General features: G+C 61.7%; 24 protein-coding genes. 14 read left to right on the top strand and 10 right to left on the bottom strand.

Annotated features, from left to right (window positions below; translation table 11 throughout):
* Position 1 precedes the first annotated feature (1 nt).
* The 6 genes from AC2FL1_RS09055 to mdh all read right to left on the bottom strand — a co-directional run bounded on the left by AC2FL1_RS09055 (position 2) and on the right by mdh (position 7,985).
* Positions 2-2,959, bottom strand: a complete 2,958-nt coding sequence (locus AC2FL1_RS09055; protein ID WP_496825366.1) for a 2-oxoglutarate dehydrogenase E1 component — start codon at positions 2,957-2,959, stop codon at positions 2-4.
* Positions 2,960-2,976: 17 nt separating this feature from the next.
* Positions 2,977-3,738 (bottom strand): alpha/beta hydrolase family protein, encoded by a 762-nt coding sequence (locus AC2FL1_RS09050; RefSeq protein ID WP_496876692.1) that lies wholly within the window; start codon positions 3,736-3,738, stop codon positions 2,977-2,979.
* Entirely contained in the window at positions 3,735-4,286 is a 552-nt protein-coding gene (locus AC2FL1_RS09045; protein ID WP_496876691.1) for a DUF805 domain-containing protein, read from the bottom strand. The genes AC2FL1_RS09050 and AC2FL1_RS09045 overlap by 4 nt, the downstream gene beginning before the upstream one ends.
* A gap of 49 nt (positions 4,287-4,335) precedes the next feature.
* Positions 4,336-5,220, bottom strand: a complete 885-nt coding sequence (gene sucD, locus AC2FL1_RS09040) for a succinate--CoA ligase subunit alpha (protein WP_496825369.1) — start codon at positions 5,218-5,220, stop codon at positions 4,336-4,338.
* Between the two features lie 89 nt (positions 5,221-5,309).
* Entirely contained in the window at positions 5,310-6,503 is a 1,194-nt protein-coding gene (sucC, locus tag AC2FL1_RS09035) for an ADP-forming succinate--CoA ligase subunit beta (protein WP_234137243.1), read from the bottom strand.
* Positions 6,504-7,022: 519 nt separating this feature from the next.
* On the bottom strand, positions 7,023-7,985 hold the full coding sequence (gene mdh / locus AC2FL1_RS09030; RefSeq protein WP_496825371.1) for a malate dehydrogenase: 963 nt from the start codon (positions 7,983-7,985) through the stop codon (positions 7,023-7,025).
* A 162-nt stretch (positions 7,986-8,147) separates the two neighbouring features.
* Here mdh and AC2FL1_RS09025 point away from each other — a divergent pair, with 162 nt between their 5' ends.
* Positions 8,148-8,903, top strand: a complete 756-nt coding sequence (locus AC2FL1_RS09025) for a sulfite exporter TauE/SafE family protein (RefSeq protein WP_496825372.1) — start codon at positions 8,148-8,150, stop codon at positions 8,901-8,903.
* An 81-nt stretch (positions 8,904-8,984) separates the two neighbouring features.
* Here AC2FL1_RS09025 and AC2FL1_RS09020 read toward each other — a convergent pair whose 3' ends face one another.
* Positions 8,985-9,299, bottom strand: a complete 315-nt coding sequence (locus tag AC2FL1_RS09020) for a hypothetical protein (protein ID WP_496825373.1) — start codon at positions 9,297-9,299, stop codon at positions 8,985-8,987.
* A 311-nt stretch (positions 9,300-9,610) separates the two neighbouring features.
* Between AC2FL1_RS09020 and AC2FL1_RS09015 the strand changes: the two genes are divergently transcribed.
* The 13 genes from AC2FL1_RS09015 to AC2FL1_RS08955 all read left to right on the top strand — a co-directional run bounded on the left by AC2FL1_RS09015 (position 9,611) and on the right by AC2FL1_RS08955 (position 19,486).
* A complete protein-coding gene (locus AC2FL1_RS09015; RefSeq protein WP_496876690.1) occupies positions 9,611-10,468 on the top strand; it encodes an HpcH/HpaI aldolase/citrate lyase family protein in 858 nt (285 codons plus the stop codon).
* 6 nt (positions 10,469-10,474) lie between these two features.
* Positions 10,475-11,029 (top strand): NnrU family protein, encoded by a 555-nt coding sequence (locus tag AC2FL1_RS09010; RefSeq protein ID WP_234171139.1) that lies wholly within the window; start codon positions 10,475-10,477, stop codon positions 11,027-11,029.
* A gap of 12 nt (positions 11,030-11,041) precedes the next feature.
* Positions 11,042-11,248: a DUF1737 domain-containing protein gene (locus tag AC2FL1_RS09005; protein ID WP_234216094.1), complete on the top strand. Its 207-nt coding sequence runs from the start codon at positions 11,042-11,044 to the stop codon at positions 11,246-11,248.
* Positions 11,248-12,276 carry a MaoC family dehydratase gene (locus AC2FL1_RS09000; protein ID WP_496876689.1) on the top strand — a complete coding sequence of 343 codons (1,029 nt, stop codon included), beginning with the start codon at positions 11,248-11,250 and terminating at the stop codon, positions 12,274-12,276. Before AC2FL1_RS09005 ends, AC2FL1_RS09000 begins: the two co-directional genes overlap by 1 nt.
* A gap of 87 nt (positions 12,277-12,363) precedes the next feature.
* On the top strand, positions 12,364-13,026 hold the full coding sequence (locus AC2FL1_RS08995; protein WP_496876688.1) for a DUF1194 domain-containing protein: 663 nt from the start codon (positions 12,364-12,366) through the stop codon (positions 13,024-13,026).
* A 63-nt stretch (positions 13,027-13,089) separates the two neighbouring features.
* Positions 13,090-13,311, top strand: a complete 222-nt coding sequence (locus AC2FL1_RS08990) for a hypothetical protein (RefSeq protein ID WP_496825376.1) — start codon at positions 13,090-13,092, stop codon at positions 13,309-13,311.
* The gene (gene sdhC, locus AC2FL1_RS08985; protein ID WP_496876687.1) at positions 13,245-13,631 is read left to right on the top strand and encodes a succinate dehydrogenase, cytochrome b556 subunit; all 387 of its coding nucleotides are present in this window, start codon (positions 13,245-13,247) and stop codon (positions 13,629-13,631) included. The genes AC2FL1_RS08990 and sdhC overlap by 67 nt, the downstream gene beginning before the upstream one ends.
* A 12-nt stretch (positions 13,632-13,643) precedes the next feature.
* Positions 13,644-14,015, top strand: a complete 372-nt coding sequence (sdhD, locus tag AC2FL1_RS08980; protein WP_011046120.1) for a succinate dehydrogenase, hydrophobic membrane anchor protein — start codon at positions 13,644-13,646, stop codon at positions 14,013-14,015.
* A gap of 16 nt (positions 14,016-14,031) precedes the next feature.
* The gene (gene sdhA / locus AC2FL1_RS08975; RefSeq protein ID WP_234142570.1) at positions 14,032-15,837 is read left to right on the top strand and encodes a succinate dehydrogenase flavoprotein subunit; all 1,806 of its coding nucleotides are present in this window, start codon (positions 14,032-14,034) and stop codon (positions 15,835-15,837) included.
* Between the two features lie 12 nt (positions 15,838-15,849).
* Positions 15,850-16,629, top strand: a complete 780-nt coding sequence (locus tag AC2FL1_RS08970) for a succinate dehydrogenase iron-sulfur subunit (RefSeq protein WP_234142571.1) — start codon at positions 15,850-15,852, stop codon at positions 16,627-16,629.
* A gap of 182 nt (positions 16,630-16,811) precedes the next feature.
* Positions 16,812-16,964, top strand: coding sequence for a hypothetical protein (locus AC2FL1_RS08965; protein WP_496876686.1), 153 nt, complete (start codon positions 16,812-16,814; stop codon positions 16,962-16,964).
* A 420-nt stretch (positions 16,965-17,384) separates the two neighbouring features.
* Positions 17,385-18,560 (top strand): type III PLP-dependent enzyme, encoded by a 1,176-nt coding sequence (locus tag AC2FL1_RS08960; RefSeq protein WP_496876685.1) that lies wholly within the window; start codon positions 17,385-17,387, stop codon positions 18,558-18,560.
* An 80-nt stretch (positions 18,561-18,640) separates the two neighbouring features.
* Positions 18,641-19,486: an urea carboxylase-associated family protein gene (locus tag AC2FL1_RS08955; protein ID WP_496876684.1), complete on the top strand. Its 846-nt coding sequence runs from the start codon at positions 18,641-18,643 to the stop codon at positions 19,484-19,486.
* A 51-nt stretch (positions 19,487-19,537) separates the two neighbouring features.
* Here AC2FL1_RS08955 and deoD read toward each other — a convergent pair whose 3' ends face one another.
* From deoD to AC2FL1_RS08940, 3 genes are all read right to left on the bottom strand, one after another.
* Positions 19,538-20,248, bottom strand: coding sequence for a purine-nucleoside phosphorylase (deoD, locus tag AC2FL1_RS08950; RefSeq protein WP_496825383.1), 711 nt, complete (start codon positions 20,246-20,248; stop codon positions 19,538-19,540).
* 15 nt (positions 20,249-20,263) lie between these two features.
* Positions 20,264-20,581: an H-NS histone family protein gene (locus tag AC2FL1_RS08945; protein WP_234137261.1), complete on the bottom strand. Its 318-nt coding sequence runs from the start codon at positions 20,579-20,581 to the stop codon at positions 20,264-20,266.
* Positions 20,582-20,689: 108 nt separating this feature from the next.
* On the bottom strand, positions 20,690-22,690 hold the full coding sequence (locus AC2FL1_RS08940) for a protein meaA (protein WP_496876683.1): 2,001 nt from the start codon (positions 22,688-22,690) through the stop codon (positions 20,690-20,692).
* Positions 22,691-22,727: the final 37 nt, after the last annotated feature.

Raw genomic sequence — 22,727 nt, 5'->3', positions numbered from 1 at the left:
CTTATTTTCCTTCGATGCTCAGCGCTTCATTCACGAGCGCCTCTTGTTGGGCTTTGTGTTGGCTGGCCAGACCGGTCGCGGGAGAGGCCGAGGTCGCACGGCCGACATAGGTCGGGCGGGTGTGCTTGGCGCCGATGCGGGTCAGCACCCATTCGATATTGGGCTCGATGAAGCTCCACGCGCCCTGGTTCTTGGGTTCTTCCTGACACCAGACCATCTCGGCCCCCTTGAACCGCTCCAACTCGTTGATGAGCGAATGGGCGGGGAAGGGGTAATACTGCTCGATCCTGAGCAGATAGACATCGTCGATGCCGCGCGCGTCGCGTTCCTCGAGCAGGTCGAAGTAGACCTTGCCCGAGCACAGCACGACCCGCTTGATCTTGTCGTCGGCAACCAGCTTGGTGTCTGAGTTGCCATATTGCGCATCATCCCACAGCACTCGGTGGAAAGACGAACCGGTGGTGAACTCTTCGGCCTTCGAGACTGCCAGTTTGTGACGCAGCAGCGATTTCGGGGTAACCAGGATCAGCGGCTTGCGGAAGGTCCGGTGCAGCTGACGGCGCAGGATGTGGAAATAGTTGGCTGGCGTGGTGCAGTTGGCCACGATCCAGTTATCCTGACCGCACATCTGCAGGAACCTTTCCAGACGGGCCGAGCTGTGCTCGGGGCCCTGGCCCTCGAACCCGTGTGGCAGCAGGCAGACAAGGCCCGACATCCGCAGCCACTTGCTTTCGCCTGAGCTGATGAACTGGTCGAACATGATCTGGGCGCCGTTCGCGAAGTCGCCGAACTGGGCCTCCCAGAGCGTCAGCGCATTGGGTTCGGCCAGTGAATAACCGTATTCGAAACCCAGCACCGCATATTCGCTGAGCATCGAGTCGATCACCTCGTAATTCGCCTGACCCTTGCGGATGTTGTTGAGCGGATAGTACCGCTCTTCGCTGTCCTGGCTGATCAGGCCGGAATGGCGCTGGCTGAAGGTGCCCCGAGTGGCATCCTGACCGGCCAGGCGGACCGGATAGCCCTCGGTCAACAACGAGCCATAGGCAAGCGCCTCGCCAGTGGCCCAGTCGATGCCCGTACCGGTATCGAACATCGCCTTTTTGGTTTCAAGCAGACGTTCGACAGTGCGGTGCAGCGCGAACCCCTCGGGCGCGCGGGTCAGGGCATTGCCGACCTCGGCCAGGGTTTCGGGCGTGATCGCGGTCTCGCCGCGCACATATTCCTCTTTGTTCTTGTCCAGATGCGACCAGCGGCCGTCCAGCCAATCGGCCTTGTTGGGCTTGTAATCCTTGCCGGCCTCGAACTCTTCGTTCAGATGCGCCTGGAAGGCGGCCTTCATGTCCTCGATCTCGCCCTCGGGGATCAACCCGTCCTTGACCAGACGCTCGGTATAGAGGCTGAGCGTGGTCTTGTGGGTCTTGATCCGCTTGTACATGATCGGGTTGGTGAACATGGGCTCGTCGCCCTCGTTATGGCCAAAACGGCGATAGCAGAAGATGTCGATCACCACATCCTTGCGGAACTTTTGCCGGAACTCGGTGGCCACCTTGGCGGCGTGCACCACCGCCTCGGGGTCGTCGCCGTTGACGTGGAAGATCGGCGCCTCGACCATCAGGGCGATATCGGTCGGATAGGGGCTGGAGCGGCTGAAATGCGGCGCGGTGGTGAAGCCGATCTGGTTGTTGACCACGATATGCATGGTGCCGCCGGTGCGATGGCCGCGGATGCCGGAAAGCTGGAAGCATTCGGCCACAACGCCCTGACCGGCAAAAGCCGCGTCGCCATGCAGCAGCACCGGCATGACCGAGGTGCGGTCCTTGTCGCCGAACTGGTCCTGCTTGGCGCGGGCCTTGCCCAGAACGACGGGGTTGACCGCCTCGAGGTGCGAGGGGTTGGCGGTGAGGCTGAGGTGAACCGTATTGCCGTCGAACTCTCGGTCCGAGGAGGCGCCGAGGTGGTATTTCACGTCGCCTGAGCCGTCGACATCCTCGGGCTTGAAGCTGCCGCCCTGGAATTCGTTGAAGATGGCGCGATAGGGTTTGCCCATCACGTTGGCGAGGATGTTCAGGCGGCCACGGTGCGGCATGCCGATGACGATCTCGCGGACCCCCAGCGCGCCACCGCGCTTGATGATCTGTTCCATCGCGGGGATCAGCGCCTCGCCGCCGTCGAGGCCAAATCGCTTGGTTCCCATGTATTTGACATGCAGGAACTTTTCGAAGCCCTCGGCCTCGACCATCTTGTTCAGGATGGCCTTGCGCCCTTCGCGGGTGAACGAGATCTCCTTGCCGTAGCCTTCAATTCGTTCTTTCAGCCAGGCGGCCTCTTCGGGGTTCGAGATATGCATGTATTGCAGCGCAAAGGTGCCGCAATAGGTGCGTTTGACGATGTCGATGATCTGCCGCATCGAGGCATGGGTCAGCCCCAGCACGTTGTCGATGAAGATCGGCCGGTCCATGTCGGAATCGGCAAAACCATAGGTCTTGGGATCCAGCTCGGGATGCGGGGTGCCCGCGCGCATGCCAAGCGGGTCCAGATCGGCCACCAGATGGCCCCGGATACGATAGGCGCGGATGATCATCAGGGCGCGGATCGAATCCAGCACCGCGCGCTTGATCTGGTCATCGCTGACCGGAACGCCGGCCTTGGCGGCCTGTTCCTTGATCTTGCCACCAGCGGCCTTGGCGTCGATCTCGGCCCATTGTCCGGTCAGCGCGCCGGTCAGGTCGTCGGCGGGCATCGGCGGCCAGTCGGTGCGCGCCCAACTGGGGCCGTCGGCCTCTTTCTTCACATCGGTATCCGCATCGCCCATCGCGCGGAAAAACTCGGCCCATGCGGCATCCACCGCGCCGGGGTCGTTGGCGTATCGGGCATAGAGCTGTTCGAGGTATTCCGCATTGTGCCCCTGCATGAAGCTTGAGGCATGAAACTGGGAGTTGGGCGATTGTTCGGTCATTGGTTCACCTGACTTTCCTAGCTCTGGATTTCGCGGGTTGCGATGGCCAGAACGGGTTCTTTGAGCGATCTGAAACTGTGGCCTGCATTCGGTATGGCGGTGAATGTGGCGTTCAGGCCGCGCGCCTGAGCCTTGGCCACATAGTCCCGGGCAAGGCCGGGCTGCGTATTGGAATCGTTCTGGCCGGTCACCGCGATGATCCGGGTTTGTCGTGGTATCTGGTCGAGATAGCGGATCGGCGATTGGCTTTTGGGCCAGGGCGTGCCGCGTGCGGCCCGCCAGCGCGGAATGTCGAACGGGCCTGACACCATGATTGCCGTGTCGATCAGGCCCGGTACCGTTCCCAGCAGCGTGGCGGTCTGTGCCGCTCCGCCGGAATGAGCCACCACCACCAGCTTTTGATGCGGATATGCCTGGCCAGCTGCCGAAATACCCTGTGCCAGCAGATTGTTGTTCTGTTTGGTGTAATGGTCGCGGCTGCCGTTGTTCGATCCCTTGCTGCGGCGCCCGGCGACGGAATAGCCGGGCCGCGCCATCTGGATGACGGTCGACTGCGGGTTTCGCGCGGCCAGTTCCGTGGCAAAGGACGCGATGTAATCCGGCCCGGAATCTCCGTGTAGGACGATAACCAGCGTTTTGGGGCCCACACCATGAACCTGGCCCGAAATCGGCCCGAACATTTCGGCCAGCAACGGGGTGCCAAGACACAGGAACAGCGCTGCAAGGCCAGCCGCGAGGCGCTGGTGAAAGCGGGCCGGATGCGAGACGTGGGCACTCATGGCGACACCGCCCGGTTGGGATGGGGACCGTATTGATTGGTGCCCGGCTGGCTGGGCCGGGTCAGCCACCACAGCACCAGAAGCGGCGAGACGATCAGGACGGCGAGCGTCGGGATCAGCAACAGCAGCGTGGCGCGGGTGAAGAGAAGGTCGAGCGAGCCGCCAGCGGCAAAGCTGGAAGCGATGCCGATGCCGAAGACCAGGATCAATCCGGCGCCGATCATCAGCAAAATGGGAAACAGCGCAAAAAGCCCGTTGCGGCCGGTGTCGTGCATCCGGCGAAAGGCCACGGCCAGATGCGGCAGGAACACGGCGAGTGAGAACAGCGCTGCGAGGGGGCCGGTATTCTCGATACTGGCGCTGGCGCCGGTGTCCGAGGTTTCGACCGTGGTGGTCACGGAATCGAACAGCGCCGCGTCGAGCAGGGTTGCCACCACGTTGCCCAGCACCATGAACAGGAAAAAATACCAGTACTCCGGGCGAGAAGCCCGCCCGGAGAAGGTGAAGTATTTCGAGAAACACGTTCCTATGGCCTTGCCGAACGTCATGTGTCCTCCCGATTTGCGCGCCGCCCCGCATTGACGCGGGGCAGGCCGGTTACTTGCCGATCGCCGCCAGCACGGCCTCGCCCAGGGTTGCCGGGCTGTCGGCCACGACGATACCGGCCGAGCGCATGGCTTCGATCTTGTCCTCGGCGCCGCCCTTGCCGCCGGCGACGATAGCGCCCGCGTGACCCATGCGGCGGCCCGGAGGGGCAGTGCGGCCCGCGATGAAACCGGCGACCGGCTTCTTGCGGCCCTTCTTGGCCTCGTCCTTCAGGAACTGGGCGGCCTCTTCCTCGGCGCTGCCGCCGATCTCACCGATCATGATGATGCTTTCGGTTTCGTCGTCGGCCAGAAACCATTCCAGCACGTCGATATGCTCGGTCCCCTTGATCGGGTCGCCGCCGATGCCCACGGCGGTGGACTGGCCCAGACCGATATCCGAGGTCTGTTTGACCGCCTCATAGGTCAGCGTGCCCGAGCGGGACACCACGCCGACGCTGCCGCGCTTGTGGATATGGCCGGGCATGATGCCGATCTTGCAGGCATCGGGCGTGATGACACCGGGGCAGTTGGGGCCGATCAGGCGCGAGGACGAGCCTTCGAGCGCGCGCTTGACCCGCATCATGTCCAGAACCGGGATGCCTTCGGTGATACAGACGATCACCTCCATCTTGGCGTCGATCGCCTCGAGGATCGAATCGGCGGCAAACGGCGGCGGCACATAGATCACGGTGGCGTTTGCCTCGGTCACGGCCTTGGCCTCGTGGACCGAGTTGAACACGGGCAGGTTCAGGTGGGTCTGGCCGCCTTTGCCGGGGGTGACCCCGCCAACCATCTTGGTGCCATAGGCGATGGCCTGTTCCGAATGAAAGGTACCTTGCGAGCCGGTGAAGCCCTGGCAGATGACTTTGGTATTTTCGTCGATGAGGACTGCCATCTTGGCGTTCTCCTTTGAAATCTGGCGTAGTGTGGGCAGCACTGCCCACCATTCAATGAGGGATGGTGGACGGGCCGCCCACCCTACGTTCAGCCCTTGACCGCTTTCACAATCTTCTCGGCACCATCCGACAGGTTGTCGGCGGCGATGACGTTCAGGCCGGAGGTGTTGATGATCTCCTTGCCCTTTTCGACATTGGTGCCTTCGAGACGGACGACCAGCGGAACCTGAAGGCCCACTTCCTTGACCGCGGCGACCACGCCTTCGGCGATCACGTCACAGCGCATGATGCCGCCGAAGATGTTGACCAGGATGCCTTTGACGTTCGGGTCCGAGGTGATGATCTTGAACGCCTCGGTCACTTTCTCCTTGGTGGCGCCGCCGCCGACGTCGAGGAAGTTGGCGGGCTCGGCGCCGTAGAGCTTGATGATGTCCATGGTGGCCATCGCCAGACCGGCGCCGTTCACCATGCAACCGATCTCGCCATCCAGCGCGATGTAGTTCAGGTCGTATTTGGAGGCTTCCAGTTCCTTGGGATCCTCTTCGGTGGTGTCGCGCAGTTCGGCGATGTCCGAGTGGCGATAGATCGCGTTGCCGTCAAAGCCGACTTTGGCGTCCAGCACCTTGAGGCTGCCGCCCTCGGCCACGATCAGCGGGTTGATCTCCAGCATCTCCATGTCCTTCTCGACGAAGGCCTTGTAGAGGAGACCCATCAGCGAGACGCATTGTTTCACCTGCGGGCCGGAAAGGCCGAGCGAAAACGCGATGCGGCGGCCATGATAGGGCTGGTAGCCGGTCACCGGGTCGACGCTGAAGGACAGGATTTTCTCGGGCGTGCTGGCGGCGACCTCTTCGATGTCCATGCCGCCCTCGGTCGAGCAGACAAACGAGATGCGGCTGGTCTGACGGTCGACCAGCAGGGCCAGGTACAGTTCCCGCTCGATGCCCGATCCGGCCTCGATATAGATGCGGTTGACCTGCTTGCCCGCCGGACCCGTCTGGTGGGTGACCAGGGTGCGGCCCAGCATCTTCTTGGCTTCCTCGGCGGCCTCTTCGACCGATTTGGTCAGACGGACACCGCCCTTTTCACCGGCATCGGCCTCTTTGAACTTGCCCTTGCCACGTCCACCAGCGTGAATCTGCGCCTTGACGACCCACAGCGGGCCGTCCAGTTCCCCGGCGGCGGTTTTGGCGTCTTCTGCACGCAGCACAACGCGGCCGTCCGAAACCGGCGCGCCATAGCTGCGCAGAAGGGCCTTTGCCTGATATTCATGGATGTTCATTGCATCTGTCCCGTCTGACTGCGATTGACCCGTTATAGGGTGGTCTAGCGGCCATTTTTAAAGGGTTATTTGACGCGGACGGGAAATATCGTGAAGATTTTGCACGTTTGTGATCACACGGTTTCAGGCTGTGATCACATATGCAAAGCCTTGCGAGTATCTGTGATTCGCCATTGGTTGCTGCCGCAGAAAACGGCCTTGTGGCGGGGTTTTCCGACTTTTGCGCTAACGGCCCGGCGGACCGTTCGGGTGTCTGAAGCAGGGAAAGCGATAGCGTGTTTTCTCGCGCCCCCGACCCGGCTCGAACAAGTGCGCGAACCGACGGTCCGCAAGGCTATCCGTCAATCTGCCCGCAGACAGCTTGGGCAAGAGTGCGGTGTCGGACCTTTTGGGTTCCAGCCGGGGAAAGGTTCTCTGACAAGGACACTTTCGCCAGCAAACTGCCGAGGCAGATGGCAAGATGGCATGAAAAAGGCCGGCCCCCATGAGGACCGGCCCTGAAGATTGCATCGCCGGGGATCAGGCCAGAGAGCTGTCGATGCCCTTGCAGGCCTCGACAAGGCCTTTGACCGCGTTGACCGAGTTGTCGAACATTTCCTGTTCTTCCTTCGTCAGAGTCACGTCGATGATGCGCTCGATCCCGCCTGCGCCGATCACGGTGGGCACCCCTACATACATGCCCTTGACGCCCAGTTCGCCGTTGCAATGCGCGGCGCAGGGCAGGACGCGTTTCTGGTCCTTCAGATAGGCCTCGGCCATTTCGATGGCGCTGGTGGCGGGGGCGTAATAGGCCGAACCCGTTTTCAGCAGGCCGACGATTTCGGCGCCGCCGTCACGGGTGCGCTGCACGATGGCGTCCAGTTTCTCCTGGCTGGTCCAACCCATCTTGACCAGATCGGGCAGCGGGATACCGGCAACTGTCGAATAACGCACCGACGGCACCATGGTGTCGCCATGGCCGCCCAGCACGAATGCGGTGACATCCTTCATCGACACGTTGAATTCTTCGGCCAGGAAATGGCGGAAGCGGGCCGAGTCGAGCACGCCGGCCATGCCACAGACCTTGTTCGCGGGCAGACCCGAGAACTGCTGCAGCGCCCAGACCATCGCGTCGAGCGGGTTGGTGATGCAGATGACGAAAGCGTCGGGGGCGTTGTCGCGGATGCCTTCGCCGACCGATTTCATGACCTTGAGGTTGATGCCCAGCAGGTCGTCGCGGCTCATGCCCGGCTTGCGTGGCACACCGGCGGTGACGATGCAGACATCCGCACCCGCGATATCGGCATATGACTGGGTGCCCTTGAGCTTGGCGTCGAACCCTTCCGAGGGGCCGGATTCCGCGATGTCGAGCGCCTTGCCTTCCGGCGTGCCTTCGGCGATGTCGAACAGGACAACATCGCCCAGTTCCTTCAGCGCGACGAGGTGGGCGAGCGTGCCGCCGATCTGACCTGCGCCGATGAGCGCGATCTTGGGTCTGGCCATTTGGAGTATCTCCGGTCCGGTTGAAAATCGTCGCTGTGCTAGAGCGTAAAGCGGCGTCGCGCAAGTGTTCTGCGACGCGGCATCACGGCGCATTCCCCCTGTCCGAAAGCGGGTGATTGCGCTAAAAGCGTTGTAAGGTAGAGAGTTAGGGGGAAATGGCGAGTGCTGGAACCGGATATCGGCTTTTTCGCGGTGACCATTCCAGCGGTGATCTTTGCAGGTGTTTCCAAGGGTGGGTTCGGCTCGGGCGTAGCTTTTGCCTCGGCCTCGATTCTGGCGATCTACCTTGACCCTGGGCAGGCGCTGGCGTTGATGCTGCCCTTGTTGATGTTGATCGACCTGGCGACGCTAAAGCCCTATTGGCGCAGATGGAGTTGGCCCGATGCCCGGTTACTGATCTTGGGCGGGTTGCCCGGTGTGGCGCTAGGCGCGCTGCTCTACCGCGCGACCGATGCCGATCTGTTGCGCCTCCTGATCGGGGGGATTTCTCTGGCGTTTGTGGCCTGGCAGATGGCGTGCGGGCGCGGTTGGGTGCGAGAATTCCCCTCGCGCCTGCCTCCGATGGCTGGGTTGCTGGCGGGAGGCGTGGCTGGATTCACCAGCTTTGTCAGCCATGCGGGGGGGCCGCCGGCGGCAGTCTATCTGCTGTCTCAAAGGCTGGGAAAGACTGAGTTTCAGGCCACCACGGTGTTGACCTTCTGGGCGCTCAACGTCGCCAAGTTTATTCCCTATGCCTGGCTGGGAATGTTCACCCTGGACACTGCGAGTGCGGGTCTCTTGCTCGCACCCTTTGCCCTGCTCGGGGCCTGGTTGGGCGTCAAGGCACATCACCTGGTGCCGGAACGGGCTTTTTTTGCGCTGGCCCATGTCATGCTGACGGTCACCGGGGTCAAGCTGATCTGGGATGCGTTCAACTGAGCCGGGTCAAAGTGGCGCGCCGATCCGATCCGCAAATGCCTCACGAGGGAGGGGGCACATCGGACCGGCGCGCAACCCGGTTCAGGCGTCGTTGCCACTGGTCGGCAGCGCCTCGGCCAGTGCCTCATAGGACTGACCGCTGGCCACCATGCAGGTCATGCCATTGGGCAGGGTCACCGTGATGGTCCAGGTTCCGGTCTCGTCCGAGGCAAAAACCTCCATCACCGAGCCCTGCTGCACCAGTCCGATACCGCGCCGTGCCTCGCCATATTTCTGCGCCAGTTGGTCCAGCACCATCTGACGCGGCGCGCAGTTGTTGCTGTGCGCCTGAAGCTGGCCCGCCGCCAATGCCATCAGGCCAAGGCCCATCGTCATCTTGATAATCGTCGTCTTCATGGGTCGTCCCCTTTTCCGGGGCAGCCGCGATGCGCCCAGGCCTGCCGGTATTCCTGGTCAGCCGCACCGCCCGTTGCCGTTGGTCATGGCAGAACATGTCTCGGCCCGTTTTGCCCGGTGGCCTGCCCCAAGGACCCGCATGTCCTGTTCCGATACGAAAACCCTGCCGAAAAGGTGCTGAAAACCGGTTAATCCGGCGCGCGCCGCCTTGTTGTGCAAGGTTCATGCTGCATTGCGGCGTTTTTTGCCTTGAACATTCCGGCAAAAAATGCACCTCTCCGCGCAACAATATTTCTCTTGGGAGATCTGACATGGATCCGCGCCAGCGCCCCTATCGTTCCGTCCTCTATATCCCCGGCTCCAAGGAGCGGGCGTTGGACAAGGCGCGCAGCCTGCCGGTGGATGCGATCATCTTTGACCTTGAGGATGCGGTTGCCGCCGATGAAAAGGACAACGCGCGCGAGACGCTGAAGGCGGCGCTGGCCCAGGGCGGATATGGTGACCGGGTCAGGATCGTGCGGATCAACGGGCTGGACACGCCCTGGGGGCGGGCCGATGCTGAGGCGGTGCGCGAGATGGATGCCGACGTGGTGCTGCTGCCCAAGGTGGGCAGCGCGGCGGATGTGGACGCGCTGGCCGCGATCACCGGTGACCTGCCGATCTGGGCGATGATGGAAACTCCGCGCGGCATGCTGAACGCGGCGCAGATCGCCGCGCATCCGCTGCTGACCGGGTTCGTGATGGGCACTAACGATCTGGCCAAGGAGTTGCAGACTCGGTTCCGCGCTGACCGTCTGCCGATGATGGCCTCGCTGGGCCTGTGCCTGCTGGCGGCCAAGGCCGAGGGGCTGATTGCCATTGACGGGGTCTATAACGCCTTCAAGGATGACGAGGGGCTGGCCGCTGAATGCGCTCAGGGCCGCGACATGGGGTTTGACGGCAAGACATTGATCCATCCGGCGCAGGTGGATATCGCTAATGCGGCTTTTGCCCCGTCCGAGGCCGAGATCGACCTCGCCCGCCGCCAGATCGCTGCTTTTGCCGAGGTCGAGGCCAGCGGACAGGGCGTGGCCGTGGTGGATGGCAAGATCGTGGAAAACCTGCACGTTGCCACCGCCCGTGAAATTCTGGCAAAAGCAGAGGCGATATTGGCTTTGCAAGCGGGATAAACTCTCATGGGCTTCGTTCTTCTGATCCTTGGTGTGGCACTCTGGTGGGCCGCGCATCTGTTCAAGCGGGTTCGGCCTGCGCAACGCGCCGCAATGGGCGATCGCGGCAAGGGCAAGGTGGCGCTGGTGTTGCTGGGCTCGGTCGTGCTGATGGTGATAGGGTTCCGGATGACGCCTTATGTGCATGTCTGGGCGCCGCCCGCCTATCTGACCCATGCCAACAACCTGTTGGTTCTGGTTGCGATCTGGATGATGAGCCCGGCCGGAACCAAGGGCAAGCTGCTCAACAAGATGCGCCATCCGCAGTTGGCTGGTTTTCGCGCATGGGCGGCGGCGCACCTGTTGGTGAACGGAGATCTGGCGTCGATTATCCTGTTCGGCGGACTGTTCGTCTGGGGCATTGTCGAGGTCGCCGCGATCAACGCCGCTGAACCCGAGTGGAGCCCGGGCGAACCCGGCACGCTGGGCAAGGATGCGATGTTCCTGGTCGCCTCGGTCGTGCTGATGGCGGTTATTGGGTATATTCACGGGCTGGTCGGCCCCTGGCCCTTCCCGGCATAAGGACGCGCGATCATGGCCAAGCTCTATCGCCTCCTGACCGAGGAGGATACCTCCGCCTTCTGCCACAAGGTTTCCGATGCGCTGGCCAAGGGATGGGAGCTTTATGGCTCTCCAGCCTATGCCTATGACGCGGCGAACGGCATCATGCGCTGTGCACAGGCTGTGACCAAGGACGTTCCGGCCGACTATTCCCCTGACATGAAACTGGGACAACAATGATGGCAAAGACCAATCCGGGCCGCTTCTTCGAAGACTACACTGTCGGCCAGACCCTGCATCACGCGGTGCCGCGCACCGTGACCAATGGCGAGCGCGCGCTCTATCACGCGCTTTATCCGGCACGGCATGCGCTCTACTCCTCGGATGCGTTTGCGCAGGCGTGCGGCTTGCCGGGCAGCCCGATCGACGATCTGGCGGCGTTTCATGTGGTGTTCGGCAAGACGGTCCCGGATGTGTCGCTGAACGCGGTGGCCAATCTCGGCTATGCCGAAGGCCGCTGGCTGAAACCGGTTTATGCGGGCGATACACTGCGCTCGGTTTCCGAGGTGATCGGGCTCAAGCAGAACTCTAACGGCAAGACCGGAGTGGTTTATGTCCGCACGCGCGGGCTGAACCAGGGCGACGAGACCGTGATGGAATATGTCCGCTGGGTGATGGTGCGCAAACGCGATCTGGATGCGCCCGCGCCCGAAACCGTGGTGCCTGAACTGAAGAAGGCGCTGGCGCCCGTCGATCTGGTGGTGCCCGAGGGGCTGGATTTCTCGGCCTATGATTTTGCGCTGGCGGGTGAGTCGCATCGCTGGGGCGACTATGCCCTGGGCGAAACCATCGACCATGTGGATGGCGTCACGGTGGAAGAGGCCGAGCATATGCTGGCGACGCGCCTGTGGCAGAACACGGCCAAGGTGCATTTTGACCTGACCTTCCGCCCCGATGGGCGGCTGATCTACGGCGGGCACGTGATCTCGATGGCGCGCGCGCTGAGTTTCAACGGGCTGGCAAATGCGCAGATGATCGTCGGGCTGAACGGCGGGGCGCATGCCAATCCCTGCTTTGCCGGCGACACGATCAAGGCCTGGACCGAGGTGCTGGACAAGGCCGATACCGGCGCGCCCGGCGTCGGTGCGTTGCGCCTGCGGCTGGTGGCCACCAAGGGCGGTGCACCCTTTGCGCTGCGGGGTGAGGATGGCAAGTATCTGCCCGACGTGCTGCTTGATCTGGATTATTGGGTGCTCATGCCGAAATAGTCTGTGAGCCGGGACAGGAGTGCGCTGTGCTGTCAGACATGACGCGCAAGTGATCGCATTTGTAATCAACTGTGATAGCCTATGGTCATGTCTTTCTGGCGAGCATTTGTTTTTAGCCTTTTCTTGACCCAGCCAGCTGGGGCTTGCGATCTCGCCCTGGCGCTGGCGGTGGACGTGTCCGGCTCTGTCGATGAAGGCGAATACCGCACCCAGATGGATGGATTGGCCCATGCGCTCCGCGATCCGGTCGTGTCCGAGGCGCTGGTGCGGGCGCAGGCGCAGTTGATGCTGGTGCAATGGACCGGCGCCGCGCGCCAGCGGGTAACCATTCCCTGGACCCAAGCGAGCAGTTTCGAGGCGTTGGACAGCTTCGCCGACCGGGTTGCAGCCGATCCGCGCGTCTGGCGCAATTATTCCACCGCAATTGGCGAGGCGCTGGAAGTTACCATGGCGGCTTTTACCCAGGTGCCAGAATGTGCCCGCCATTTGATTGACGTCTCAGGCGATGGCCCTTCGAACGAGGGGGTCGAGCCGCTGGCGGTGCATCGCGACCTGCGTGCGCTGGGGATTACGGTGAACGCGATTGCCATCGAGCAGAGTGAGCCGGACCTGACCGCCTACTTCTACGAAAACGTCATCGTGGGCGAGGGTGCTTTTGTCGAGACCGCCAATGGCTTTGCCGATTATCCTGCGCGCATCCGCAAAAAGCTGCTGCGCGAGGTCACGCAGCAGACTGCGGCATTGGACTGAGGTACCGGTGAGAGATTCGTGATCACATCCAACCTGACCTGCTAACGCTCACATGCTGAGAATATGGAAGATATTGTGATCACGCGCCAGATCACCGTGATCACAAAGGCGCAAATCTTGCCGGGCGTGCCAAAAAACCGCGCCCTTTTGCAGTTGCGGCGCGTGACAGGACGCAAAAAAGAGGTAAAACCAAGCGCAGCCAACGGAAAGGAGCCATCATGGCCGATGTCAATCGGGGTAACCGCCCGCTTTCGCCGCATCTTTCGATCTATCGACCGCAGCTGACCTCGATCACCTCGATCCTGACGCGGATTACGGGCAATGCCTTGCTGCTTGCGGCGTTGCTGATCGTCTGGTGGTTCCTGGCCGCCGCGACCTCGCCCGAGTATTTTGCTGTCGCCGACGCGGTGGTCACCTCGCTGATCGGCGATCTGGTGATGGCGCTGTCGCTTTGGGGGCTGTGGTATCACACGCTGGCCGGTATCCGGCACCTGATCTGGGACAATGCGCTGGGTCTTGATCTGCCGACAGCCGAGAGACTGGGCTGGGCGGTCGTGATCGGGTCTGTCGTTCTCACCATCCTGACCCTTCTGGTTATCGCGTAACGGAGGCCAAAGATGCGCTATCTCACAGACCGCAAACGCGCCGTTGGCATGGGTTCGGCCAAGACGGGCACCGCTCATTTCTGGGCGATGAAGGTCAGCTCGGTGGCCCTGCTGATCCTGATCCCGCTGTTCGTGTTCACCTTTGGCCCGATGCTGGGCGAGCCGCACCAGGCGGTGCTCGACTATTTCTCGCGCCCCTTCCCGGCCATCGTTGCCGCGTTGACGCTGGTCGTCGGTTTCAAACATTTCGCCGACGGCGCCCAGGTGCTGATCGAGGATTACGTGCATGGCCTGATGCAGAAAATCCTGATCATCCTGGTGATTTGCCTTTCCTATGCCGCTGCTGCGACCGGCCTTTTCGCCATCGCCCGCATCGCCCTCTAAGACCGGAGCTTTTTCAATGGCTGCTTACGAATACGAAACGCATGAATACGATGTGGTCGTGGTCGGCGCCGGCGGTGCCGGTCTGCGGGCCACGCTGGGCATGGCCGAACAGGGGCTGCGTACAGCGTGTGTGACCAAGGTCTTCCCGACCCGCTCGCACACCGTGGCCGCGCAGGGCGGGATCGCCGCCTCGCTGTCGAACATGGGTCCGGACCACTGGCAGTGGCACATGTATGACACCGTCAAGGGGTCGGACTGGCTGGGTGACACGGACGCAATGGAATACCTCGCGCGCGAGGCCCCCAAGGCGGTGTACGAGCTGGAGCATTACGGCGTTCCCTTCTCGCGCACCGAAGAAGGCAAGATTTATCAGCGCCCGTTCGGTGGCCACACCACCGAGTTTGGCGAAGGCCCGCCCGTGCAGCGCACCTGTGCAGCGGCGGACCGGACCGGCCACGCGATCCTGCATACGCTCTATGGCCAGAGCCTCAAGAACAACGCGGAATTCTATATCGAGTATTTCGCCATCGACCTGATCATGTCCGAAGATGGGCAGTGTCAGGGCGTGGTCTGCTGGAAGCTGGATGACGGCACCTTCCACGTCTTCAATGCCAAGATGGTGGTGCTGGCAACCGGCGGTTATGGCCGTGCCTACTTCAGCGCAACCTCAGCCCATACCTGCACCGGCGACGGTGGCGGCATGGTTGCTCGCGCGGGTCTGGCTCTGCAGGATATGGAGTTTGTCCAGTTCCACCCGACCGGCATCTACGGCTCGGGCTGCCTGATCACCGAAGGCGCGCGCGGTGAGGGCGGGTACCTGACCAACTCCGAAGGCGAACGGTTCATGGAGCGCTATGCGCCCCAGTACAAGGACCTGGCGCCGCGCGACTATGTCAGTCGCTCGATGACCATGGAAATTCGCGAAGGCCGCGGCGTGGGCAAGGACGGCGATCATATCCACCTGAACCTGAGTCACCTGCCGGCCGAGGCGCTGGCCGAACGGCTGCCTGGCATCTCGGAAAGCGCCAAGATCTTTGCGGGCGTCGATGTGACCAAGGAACCGATCCCGGTTCTGCCCACTGTTCACTACAACATGGGCGGTATCCCGACCAACTATTGGGGCGAGGTGCTGAACCCTACCGCCGACAACCCGACCGCCATCGTGCCCGGCCTGATGGCCGTGGGTGAGGCCGGTTGCGCCTCGGTGCATGGGGCCAATCGCCTCGGCTCGAACTCGCTCATCGACCTTGTTGTGTTCGGCCGCGCCTCGGCCATTCGCGCTGGCAAGGTTGTGGACCCCGAGGCGCCGAACCCGGTGCTGAACCTCGCCTCGGTCGAAAAGGCGTTTGACCGTTTCGACGGGCTGCGCAACGCCAAGGGCAATGTCGCCACCGCCGAACTGCGGCTGGAGATGCAGAAGACCATGCAGGCCGATGCTGCCGTGTTCCGTACCGCCAAGACCATGGCCGAGGGTGTCGAGAAGATGACCGCGATCGCCGCCAAGATGGACGATCTGAGCGTCACCGACCGCAGCCTGGTCTGGAACAGCGACCTGATGGAAACGCTGGAGCTGACCAACCTGATGCCCAGCGCGCTGGCCACCATTGTCGGTGCCGAAGCGCGCAAGGAAAGCCGTGGCGCCCATGCGCATGAGGATTTCCCGACCCGCGACGACGAAAACTGGCGCGTTCACACCGTGTCGCGCGTGGAGGGCAACAAGGTCGATCTGAGCTATCGACCGGTGATCACCGACCCGCTCACCACCGAAGAGCAGGGTGGCATCAGCCTGAAGAAAATCGCGCCCAAGGCGCGGACCTTCTAAGGAGAGGAAACCATGGTACAACTGACCCTCCCGAAGAATTCCCGCATCACCACAGGCAAGACCTGGCCCAAGCCGGAAGGCGCTACCAATCTGCGCAAGTTCCAGATCTATCGCTGGAATCCGGACGATGGGCAGAACCCGCGCGTCGATACCTATTTCGTCGATATGGACGATTGCGGGCCGATGGTTCTGGACGCACTTATCTATATCAAGAACAAGGTCGATGCGACGCTGACCTTCCGCCGCTCTTGCCGCGAGGGGATCTGTGGGTCCTGTGCGATGAATATCGACGGGATCAACACGCTGGCCTGCATTTACGGCATGGATGAGATCAAGGGCGATGTGAAAATCTATCCGCTGCCGCATATGCCGGTGGTCAAGGATCTGATCCCGGATCTCACCCATTTCTATGCTCAGCACGCCTCGATCATGCCCTGGCTGGAAACCAAGACCAACCGCCCGGCCAAGGAGTGGAAGCAATCCATCGAGGATCGCAAGAAGCTGGATGGCCTTTATGAATGTGTGATGTGCGCCAGCTGCTCGACCTCGTGCCCCAGCTATTGGTGGAACGGCGACCGCTATCTGGGGCCTGCCGCGCTGCTGCATGCTTATCGCTGGATCATCGACAGCCGGGATGAGGCCACGGGCGAACGCCTCGACAACCTGGAAGATCCGTTCAAGCTGTATCGCTGCCATACCATCATGAACTGTGCCAAGACCTGCCCAAAGGGGCTGAACCCGGCCAAGGCGATTGCCGAGATCAAGAAGATGATGGTGGAACGCACGGTTTGAACCGTTCAGCGACCACGGTTGCAGCGGGTCCGCCCCTGGCGGGCCCGTTCTCTTTCCGGGATGGGGTGCAGCCTTGTTTTTTCTGCATGTCCAGTCTGCGCAACTGTGCGATGAATTCCCTGTGTCGCGCGCTTAGGTTCTTGCGAAGGGAGGGGCCAAATCTGATGCAAAGGATGACGCCCATGAAAGCCGCAAACAAACCCGCCAGACCCCAAATCCCCGTGCAAGAGGCGCTGGACCTGCTTAACCAGGCTTGGGCTTACTACGAACCCGAACCAGTCGTGGTTGCAAAGGAAGAGCAACCCGACCTCTTCCAATATGCCAATGCCGCCTGAGGGCAGATTGCCTAAGCGGTACTGACAAGATAGGACGAGGTCATGCCCGTCCTTCTTCTTTTTCTGGCGTTGGTTGTCTTCGCTTATCTCTTCTGGCGCGCCCGCAGCACAACCCTGACCCGAAACTGTCGTTGGCGGTTTGACCGAGATCGCGAAATGTGGACTTGCGTCTACTGCGGCGGTCAGGTTTCAGGCTCTGTGGATAAGCCGCCAACCTGTTGCGTTGAAACAGCAAATTTGGTCGACTAGAAAGAAATTTCCGCGCTACGAAATTTCCGCTTGAAACGACTCATCATTAGACCGATATCGCGATTCAAGACGCCAACGCACGCGCCTCTGTCGTAAGGGACGCACCCTATGGTTACGCAGCGACGGTAACGTCTCCACTTTTGCCGCACGGCTTTGCCGCGTCTGTTGGAGATGACCTTGAACGCAGTTGTAACCGGGCCCCTGGCCTGTGAAAGCGCGACTCTGTCCCGCGCCGAAACCTTTATCCTGTCCAACCGTTTCGATCGCCCGACGCTGGTGATCGACACCCAGGCCGTTGCCCGCCAGTTCGCCGCGCTGGCCCAAGGGCTTGGCCGCGCGCGTATCCACTACGCGGTCAAGGCGAACCCGCTGCCGGAAATCCTGTCGACGCTGGCCCGCCTGGGCAGCAATTTCGACGCCGCCTCCCGGGCCGAGATCGAGCTGTGCCTGGCCGCCGGGGCCTTGGCTGACCGCATTTCCTTTGGCAACACGGTCAAGAAACCGGCTGATATCGTCTGGGCGCATGCGGCGGGGATCACTCTGTTTGCCGCGGATGCCGAAGGCGAGTTGGACAAGATTGCAGCCCATGCGCCGGGCGCGCAGGTCTATGTCCGTATGATCGTCGAGGCTTGTGAGGCCGACTGGCCGCTCAGCCGCAAATTCGGCTGTGCGCCGGACAAAGCCATCGCTGTCCTCGACTATGCGCGCTCTGTCGGCCTCGAACCGGTTGGCCTGTCCTTCCACGTCGGCTCGCAAACCCGGCGCGCCGAGATGTGGGTGCCGGTGCTGGATCAGGTGGCCGGTGTCTGGCATGCCGCCCGCGCCGCAGGGCATGAACTGAGCCTGCTCAATATTGGCGGTGGTTTCCCGGCTTTCTACGGTCAGGAAGTGGATGCGCCCGAACTCTACGCTGCCGAGGTGATCCGCCTGATCAGCCAACGGTTTGGCGAGGTACCGCAGGTCATGGCAGAACCGGGCCGCGGCATGGTAGCCGAAGCCGGTGCGATTGCCGCCGAGGTGCTGCTGGTTTCGCGCAAATCCACCAATGACCTGCACCGCTGGGTTTACCTGGATATCGGCAAGTTCTCGGGCCTGGCCGAAACCATGGACGAGGCAATCCGCTATCAGTTCCTCACCGAACGCGAGCATGAGCCGACCGGTCCCTGCATTCTCGCCGGCCCCTCCTGTGACAGTGCTGATGTGCTTTATGAAAAGAAGATGGTGCATCTGTCGCTGGGCTTGCGCGATGGCGACCGGATCGTGATCCGCAACTGCGGAGCCTATACCTCGACCTATGCCAGCGTCGGTTTTAACGGTTTCCCACCGCTTGACGTTGTCGCGATCTGAGACACTGCTGTCGGAGACGGTCTTGCGCCGTCTCCGTTCCGACGGCTTTATGGGGTGGCAAACAGACAGGTGACCGCCCGATGACCGATGCCCCCGCCGATGCCGATGCTCGCCGCGCCGTAAAGCCGGTGATCTGTTATCCCAACGACAGTCTTCCTCGCCCCGACCTGGATCTCTATCGCGCCGCGCGCGCGTCTGCCCGCAAGACGGGCGAGGTACTTGTCCCGCCGCGCGAGGGACGGTGCTTCGAGGTCAAGGCGGGCCAGGTCTTTCGCATCAGCTCCGTCGAGGGACCGCAGGTGGGGGACTTGAACCTGCATAACCTGCATGACCTGAGCGAGCGGTTCTTCTCGGGCAAGACACGCGCCCTGCACGGTACCCACGTCAGCACGGGTGAACGGTTGTGGTCGAACCTGCCCTACCTCCGTCCAATGGCGACGATCATCGAGGATACCCTAGGCTGGTACGGGATCGACCAATATGGCGGTTCCGTCCATGATGTGATCGGCACCCGCTGCGATCCCTATACCGGCAATTTGCTGGCGGGTGGTCATTACCACCATTGTTGCCATTCGAACCTGACGCGCGCCCTGGCCGACCATACCGGGCTACCGCTGCACGATGCCGAGATGCTGGTACATGACGTTCTGAACGTGTTCATGTGTACCGGCTTCACCCGTGATACCGGGCAATACTTCATGAAGGCCTCGCCGGTGCGACCGGGGGACTATCTTGAGTTCTTTGCCGAGATCGACCTATTGGGCAATCTAAGTGCCTGCCCTGGCGGCGATTGCTCGTCCGAGCATTCCTCGGATATGGCCGCTTGTCATCCGCTGCTGGTGGAGATCTTCGAGCCGCAGGCCGACAACTTGAGCACTTGGTCCAGCCCGCCGATCAACGGCTATGATCGTAGCCACGGGCGGTGAGCGTACGAAAAACGCGGCCTAAAAGGGCCGCGTATTCCTTTTGTGATGGACTCAGGCTTCGGGAAAGGCTGCGTGCAGAGCAATCTCGACCATGTCGCCAAAGCTCGTCTCGCGCTCTGCGCTGGGTAGAGCAGCCCCGGTCAGCAAATGGTCGGAGACCGTCAGCACCGCCAGCGCCCGGCATTTGTGCCGCGCGGCCAGGATGTAAAGCTCTGCCGCCTCCATCTCGACCCCCAGCACCCCATGGCGCACCATCTGTTCGTTCAGATCGGGCCGTTCGTCGTAGAAAACGTCCGACGAATAGATGCCGCCCACATGGGTCCGCACACCCTTGGTTTCAGCGGCGCGTGCCGCGGCGTGCAACAGGGACCAATCGGCGCAGGGGGCAAAGTTCAACTCGCGAAAGATGCCGCGTGACGGCGTGCCAAGCGTCGAGGCTGTCATCGCCAGGATCACGTCTCGCACCTCGACACTGTCTTGCATCCCCCCGCAGGAGCCAATCCGGATCAGCGTTTTTGCCCCATAATCGCGGATCAACTCGTTGGCATAGATCGACAGTGACGGCATGCCCATCCCGGACCCATGAATGGTTACCCGATTACCGCGCCACATGCCGGTAAACCCCAACATGCCCCGAACCTCATTTGCCAGAACCGGATTATCCAGGAACGTTTCGGCCGCCCATTTCGCGCGATAGGGATCGCCGGGTAACAGAACAGTTTCCGCGATTTCGCCAGCCTTGGCGCCAATATGGATCGTCATTTCCCCAAAATCCGCTCAGATTTCCAGATCGGAGATATCTGCGCCGCTCTGAATCGCATCATGCACCCATTGCGGTTTGCGTCCGCGACCCGACCAGGTCTGTTCCGGATTGGCGGGATTACGGTATTTGGGCTGGGCCTTGGTCCCTTTGGTCGACTTGCGTGTTTCGCCGGACAATTCGGCCAATGAAAAACCGAATTCCGCTGCCGCCTTTTCCGCCGCTTTCAGGGCTTCCTGACGTTCGCGTTGTTCGGCGGTTTTGATGGCTGCGTCAACCTTGTCCCTTAGGTTGATCAGTTCCTTACGCGTCATGCCGCTAAGATCGTGTCCCATCCTGTGTTCCTTTTTGAGTTCTATTGAGCGCAAAAAAGTGGCGCCAATCGCGCCACGTTAAACACAGACAAAGACGCGTTTCAGCATCATTTTATTAGGGTGGCGAATTTATTCTGCAGCTATTTCGGTGTCTCTGACAAGCGTCACAATATCGCCCATTATTCCATTCAATTCGAAATCCTTGGGGGTGTAGACTTTTGCAACACCCATTGCGCGCAATTTTTGGGCGTCCTCGTCAGGGATAATGCCGCCAACGATCACCGGGATATGTGACAGACCGGCAAGGCGCATGCGATCCATCACCTCTTCGACCAGCGGCAGATGGCTGCCCGACAGGATCGACAGGCCGACTACATGGGCCTGTTGCTCGAGCGCCGAGGTGACCAGTTCCTCGGGCGTGAGGCGGATACCGTCATAGCTGATGTCCATGCCACAGTCGCGGGCGCGAAAGGCAATCTGCTCGGCGCCGTTGGAATGACCGTCCAGCCCCGGCTTGCCCACAAGGAATTTCAGGCGCCGACCCAGCTTGTCGCTGACCGCATCAACCGCCGCGCGCAGGTCTTCCAAGCCTTCGGTCTTGTTCGAGACCGACCCGGATACACCGGTGGGGCCGCGATAGGTGCCATAGGCCTTGCGCATCTCTTCGGCCCATTCGCCGGTGGTGACCCCGGCCCGGGCTGCCGCAATCGACGGTTCCATTACATTCGCTCCGGTCCGGGCCGCGGCGCGCAACGCCTCCAGCGCCGCCGCCACCGCCGCATCGTCGCGTTCTGCGCGCCAGCTATCCAGCCGCGCGATCTGTTCCTGCTCGACTTCGGGATCGACGACCATGATGCCGCCATCCTCGGTTTGCAGGGGCGAGGGTTCGCCCTCGGTCCAGCGGTTGACGCCGACCACTACGGTCTCGTTACGCTCGATCCGGTTCAGCCGTTCGGCATTGGAATCCACCAACCGCGATTTCATGTATTCGATCGAGGCAACGGCGCCGCCCATCGAGTCGAGATTGGCAAGCTCTGCGCGCGCGCCCGCCTTCAGCTCTTCGACCTTGGCATCCACCACCGGGTTGCCATCGAAGAGGTCGCCAAACTCCAGCAGGTCGGTTTCATAGGCCAGGATTTGTTGCATCCGCATCGACCATTGCTGGTCCCAGGGGCGCGGCAGGCCCAGTGCTTCGTTCCAGGCGGGCAACTGCACAGCGCGGGCGCGGGCCTTTTTCGACAGGGTCACGGCCAGCATCTCGATCAGGATGCGATAGACGTTGTTTTCCGGCTGCTGCTCGGTCAATCCCAGCGAGTTCACCTGCACCCCATAGCGGAAGCGGCGGAATTTCGGGTCTCTGACGCCATAGCGGCTTTCCAGAATCTCGTCCCACAGATCCACAAAGGCGCGCATCTTGCACATTTCGGTGACAAAGCGGATGCCGGCATTCACAAAGAAAGAGATGCGGCCGCACAACGCCGGGAAGTCTTCGGCCGGGACACGCGGTTTCAACTCGTCCAGCACAGCGATAGCGGTGGCCAGCGCATAGGCCAGTTCCTGTTCCGGTGTCGCGCCCGCCTCTTGCAGGTGATAGGAACACACGTTCATCGGGTTCCATTTCGGCACGTTGGTGTAGCAGTATTCGGCCACATCCGCGATCATCTTCAGGGACGGTTTCGGCGGGCAGACATAGGTGCCGCGCGACAGATACTCTTTGATCAGGTCGTTCTGAACCGTGCCTTGCAGCCTCGAGACATCCGCGCCCTGTTCCTCGGCCACCGCGATATAAAGCGCCAGCAGCCAGGGGGCGGTGGCGTTGATCGTCATCGAGGTGTTCATCTGCTCCAGCGGGATCTGGTCGAACAGCACCCGCATGTCGCCCAGATGGCAGATCGGCACACCGACCTTGCCCACCTCGCCCCGCGCCAGCACGTGGTCGCTGTCATAGCCGGTCTGCGTCGGTAGGTCGAAGGCCACCGAAAGGCCGGTCTGCCCTTTGGACAGGTTGTTGCGATAGAGCGTGTTCGAGGCCTTGGCGGTCGAATGGCCGGCATAGGTGCGGATCAGCCAGGGACGGTCCGCCTTGCGGTCGGAGTTTGCAGTCTGACGGTCTTTTTGCATCTGCGACATGGACGGCCTCTCGATTCTGCTTCGGTAACAAAGTTTC

This window comes from Ruegeria sp. YKSF070 (genome assembly GCF_059612725.1).
Note: the sequence above shows the minus strand (reverse complement) of the source record. Positions and strands in the feature narration are given on the sequence as shown.

Bases quoted from the DNA above. Each gene is read 5' to 3' on its own strand.
- AC2FL1_RS09055 (WP_496825366.1), bottom strand. From the start codon at position 2,959: ATGACCGAACAATCGCCCAACTCCCAGTTTCATGCCTCAAGCTTCATG.
- AC2FL1_RS09050 (WP_496876692.1), bottom strand. From the start codon at position 3,738: ATGAGTGCCCACGTCTCGCATCCGGCCCGCTTTCACCAGCGCCTCGCG.
- AC2FL1_RS09045 (WP_496876691.1), bottom strand. From the start codon at position 4,286: ATGACGTTCGGCAAGGCCATAGGAACGTGTTTCTCGAAATACTTCACC.
- sucD (WP_496825369.1), bottom strand. From the start codon at position 5,220: ATGGCAGTCCTCATCGACGAAAATACCAAAGTCATCTGCCAGGGCTTC.
- sucC (WP_234137243.1), bottom strand. From the start codon at position 6,503: ATGAACATCCATGAATATCAGGCAAAGGCCCTTCTGCGCAGCTATGGC.
- mdh (WP_496825371.1), bottom strand. From the start codon at position 7,985: ATGGCCAGACCCAAGATCGCGCTCATCGGCGCAGGTCAGATCGGCGGC.
- AC2FL1_RS09020 (WP_496825373.1), bottom strand. From the start codon at position 9,299: ATGAAGACGACGATTATCAAGATGACGATGGGCCTTGGCCTGATGGCA.
- AC2FL1_RS09015 (WP_496876690.1), top strand. From the start codon at position 9,611: ATGGATCCGCGCCAGCGCCCCTATCGTTCCGTCCTCTATATCCCCGGC.
- AC2FL1_RS09010 (WP_234171139.1), top strand. From the start codon at position 10,475: ATGGGCTTCGTTCTTCTGATCCTTGGTGTGGCACTCTGGTGGGCCGCG.
- AC2FL1_RS09005 (WP_234216094.1), top strand. From the start codon at position 11,042: ATGGCCAAGCTCTATCGCCTCCTGACCGAGGAGGATACCTCCGCCTTC.
- AC2FL1_RS09000 (WP_496876689.1), top strand. From the start codon at position 11,248: ATGGCAAAGACCAATCCGGGCCGCTTCTTCGAAGACTACACTGTCGGC.
- AC2FL1_RS08995 (WP_496876688.1), top strand. From the start codon at position 12,364: ATGTCTTTCTGGCGAGCATTTGTTTTTAGCCTTTTCTTGACCCAGCCA.
- AC2FL1_RS08990 (WP_496825376.1), top strand. From the start codon at position 13,090: ATGGAAGATATTGTGATCACGCGCCAGATCACCGTGATCACAAAGGCG.
- sdhC (WP_496876687.1), top strand. From the start codon at position 13,245: ATGGCCGATGTCAATCGGGGTAACCGCCCGCTTTCGCCGCATCTTTCG.
- sdhD (WP_011046120.1), top strand. From the start codon at position 13,644: ATGCGCTATCTCACAGACCGCAAACGCGCCGTTGGCATGGGTTCGGCC.
- sdhA (WP_234142570.1), top strand. From the start codon at position 14,032: ATGGCTGCTTACGAATACGAAACGCATGAATACGATGTGGTCGTGGTC.
- AC2FL1_RS08970 (WP_234142571.1), top strand. From the start codon at position 15,850: ATGGTACAACTGACCCTCCCGAAGAATTCCCGCATCACCACAGGCAAG.
- AC2FL1_RS08965 (WP_496876686.1), top strand. From the start codon at position 16,812: ATGAAAGCCGCAAACAAACCCGCCAGACCCCAAATCCCCGTGCAAGAG.
- AC2FL1_RS08960 (WP_496876685.1), top strand. From the start codon at position 17,385: ATGACCTTGAACGCAGTTGTAACCGGGCCCCTGGCCTGTGAAAGCGCG.
- AC2FL1_RS08955 (WP_496876684.1), top strand. From the start codon at position 18,641: ATGACCGATGCCCCCGCCGATGCCGATGCTCGCCGCGCCGTAAAGCCG.
- deoD (WP_496825383.1), bottom strand. From the start codon at position 20,248: ATGACGATCCATATTGGCGCCAAGGCTGGCGAAATCGCGGAAACTGTT.
- AC2FL1_RS08945 (WP_234137261.1), bottom strand. From the start codon at position 20,581: ATGGGACACGATCTTAGCGGCATGACGCGTAAGGAACTGATCAACCTA.
- AC2FL1_RS08940 (WP_496876683.1), bottom strand. From the start codon at position 22,690: ATGTCGCAGATGCAAAAAGACCGTCAGACTGCAAACTCCGACCGCAAG.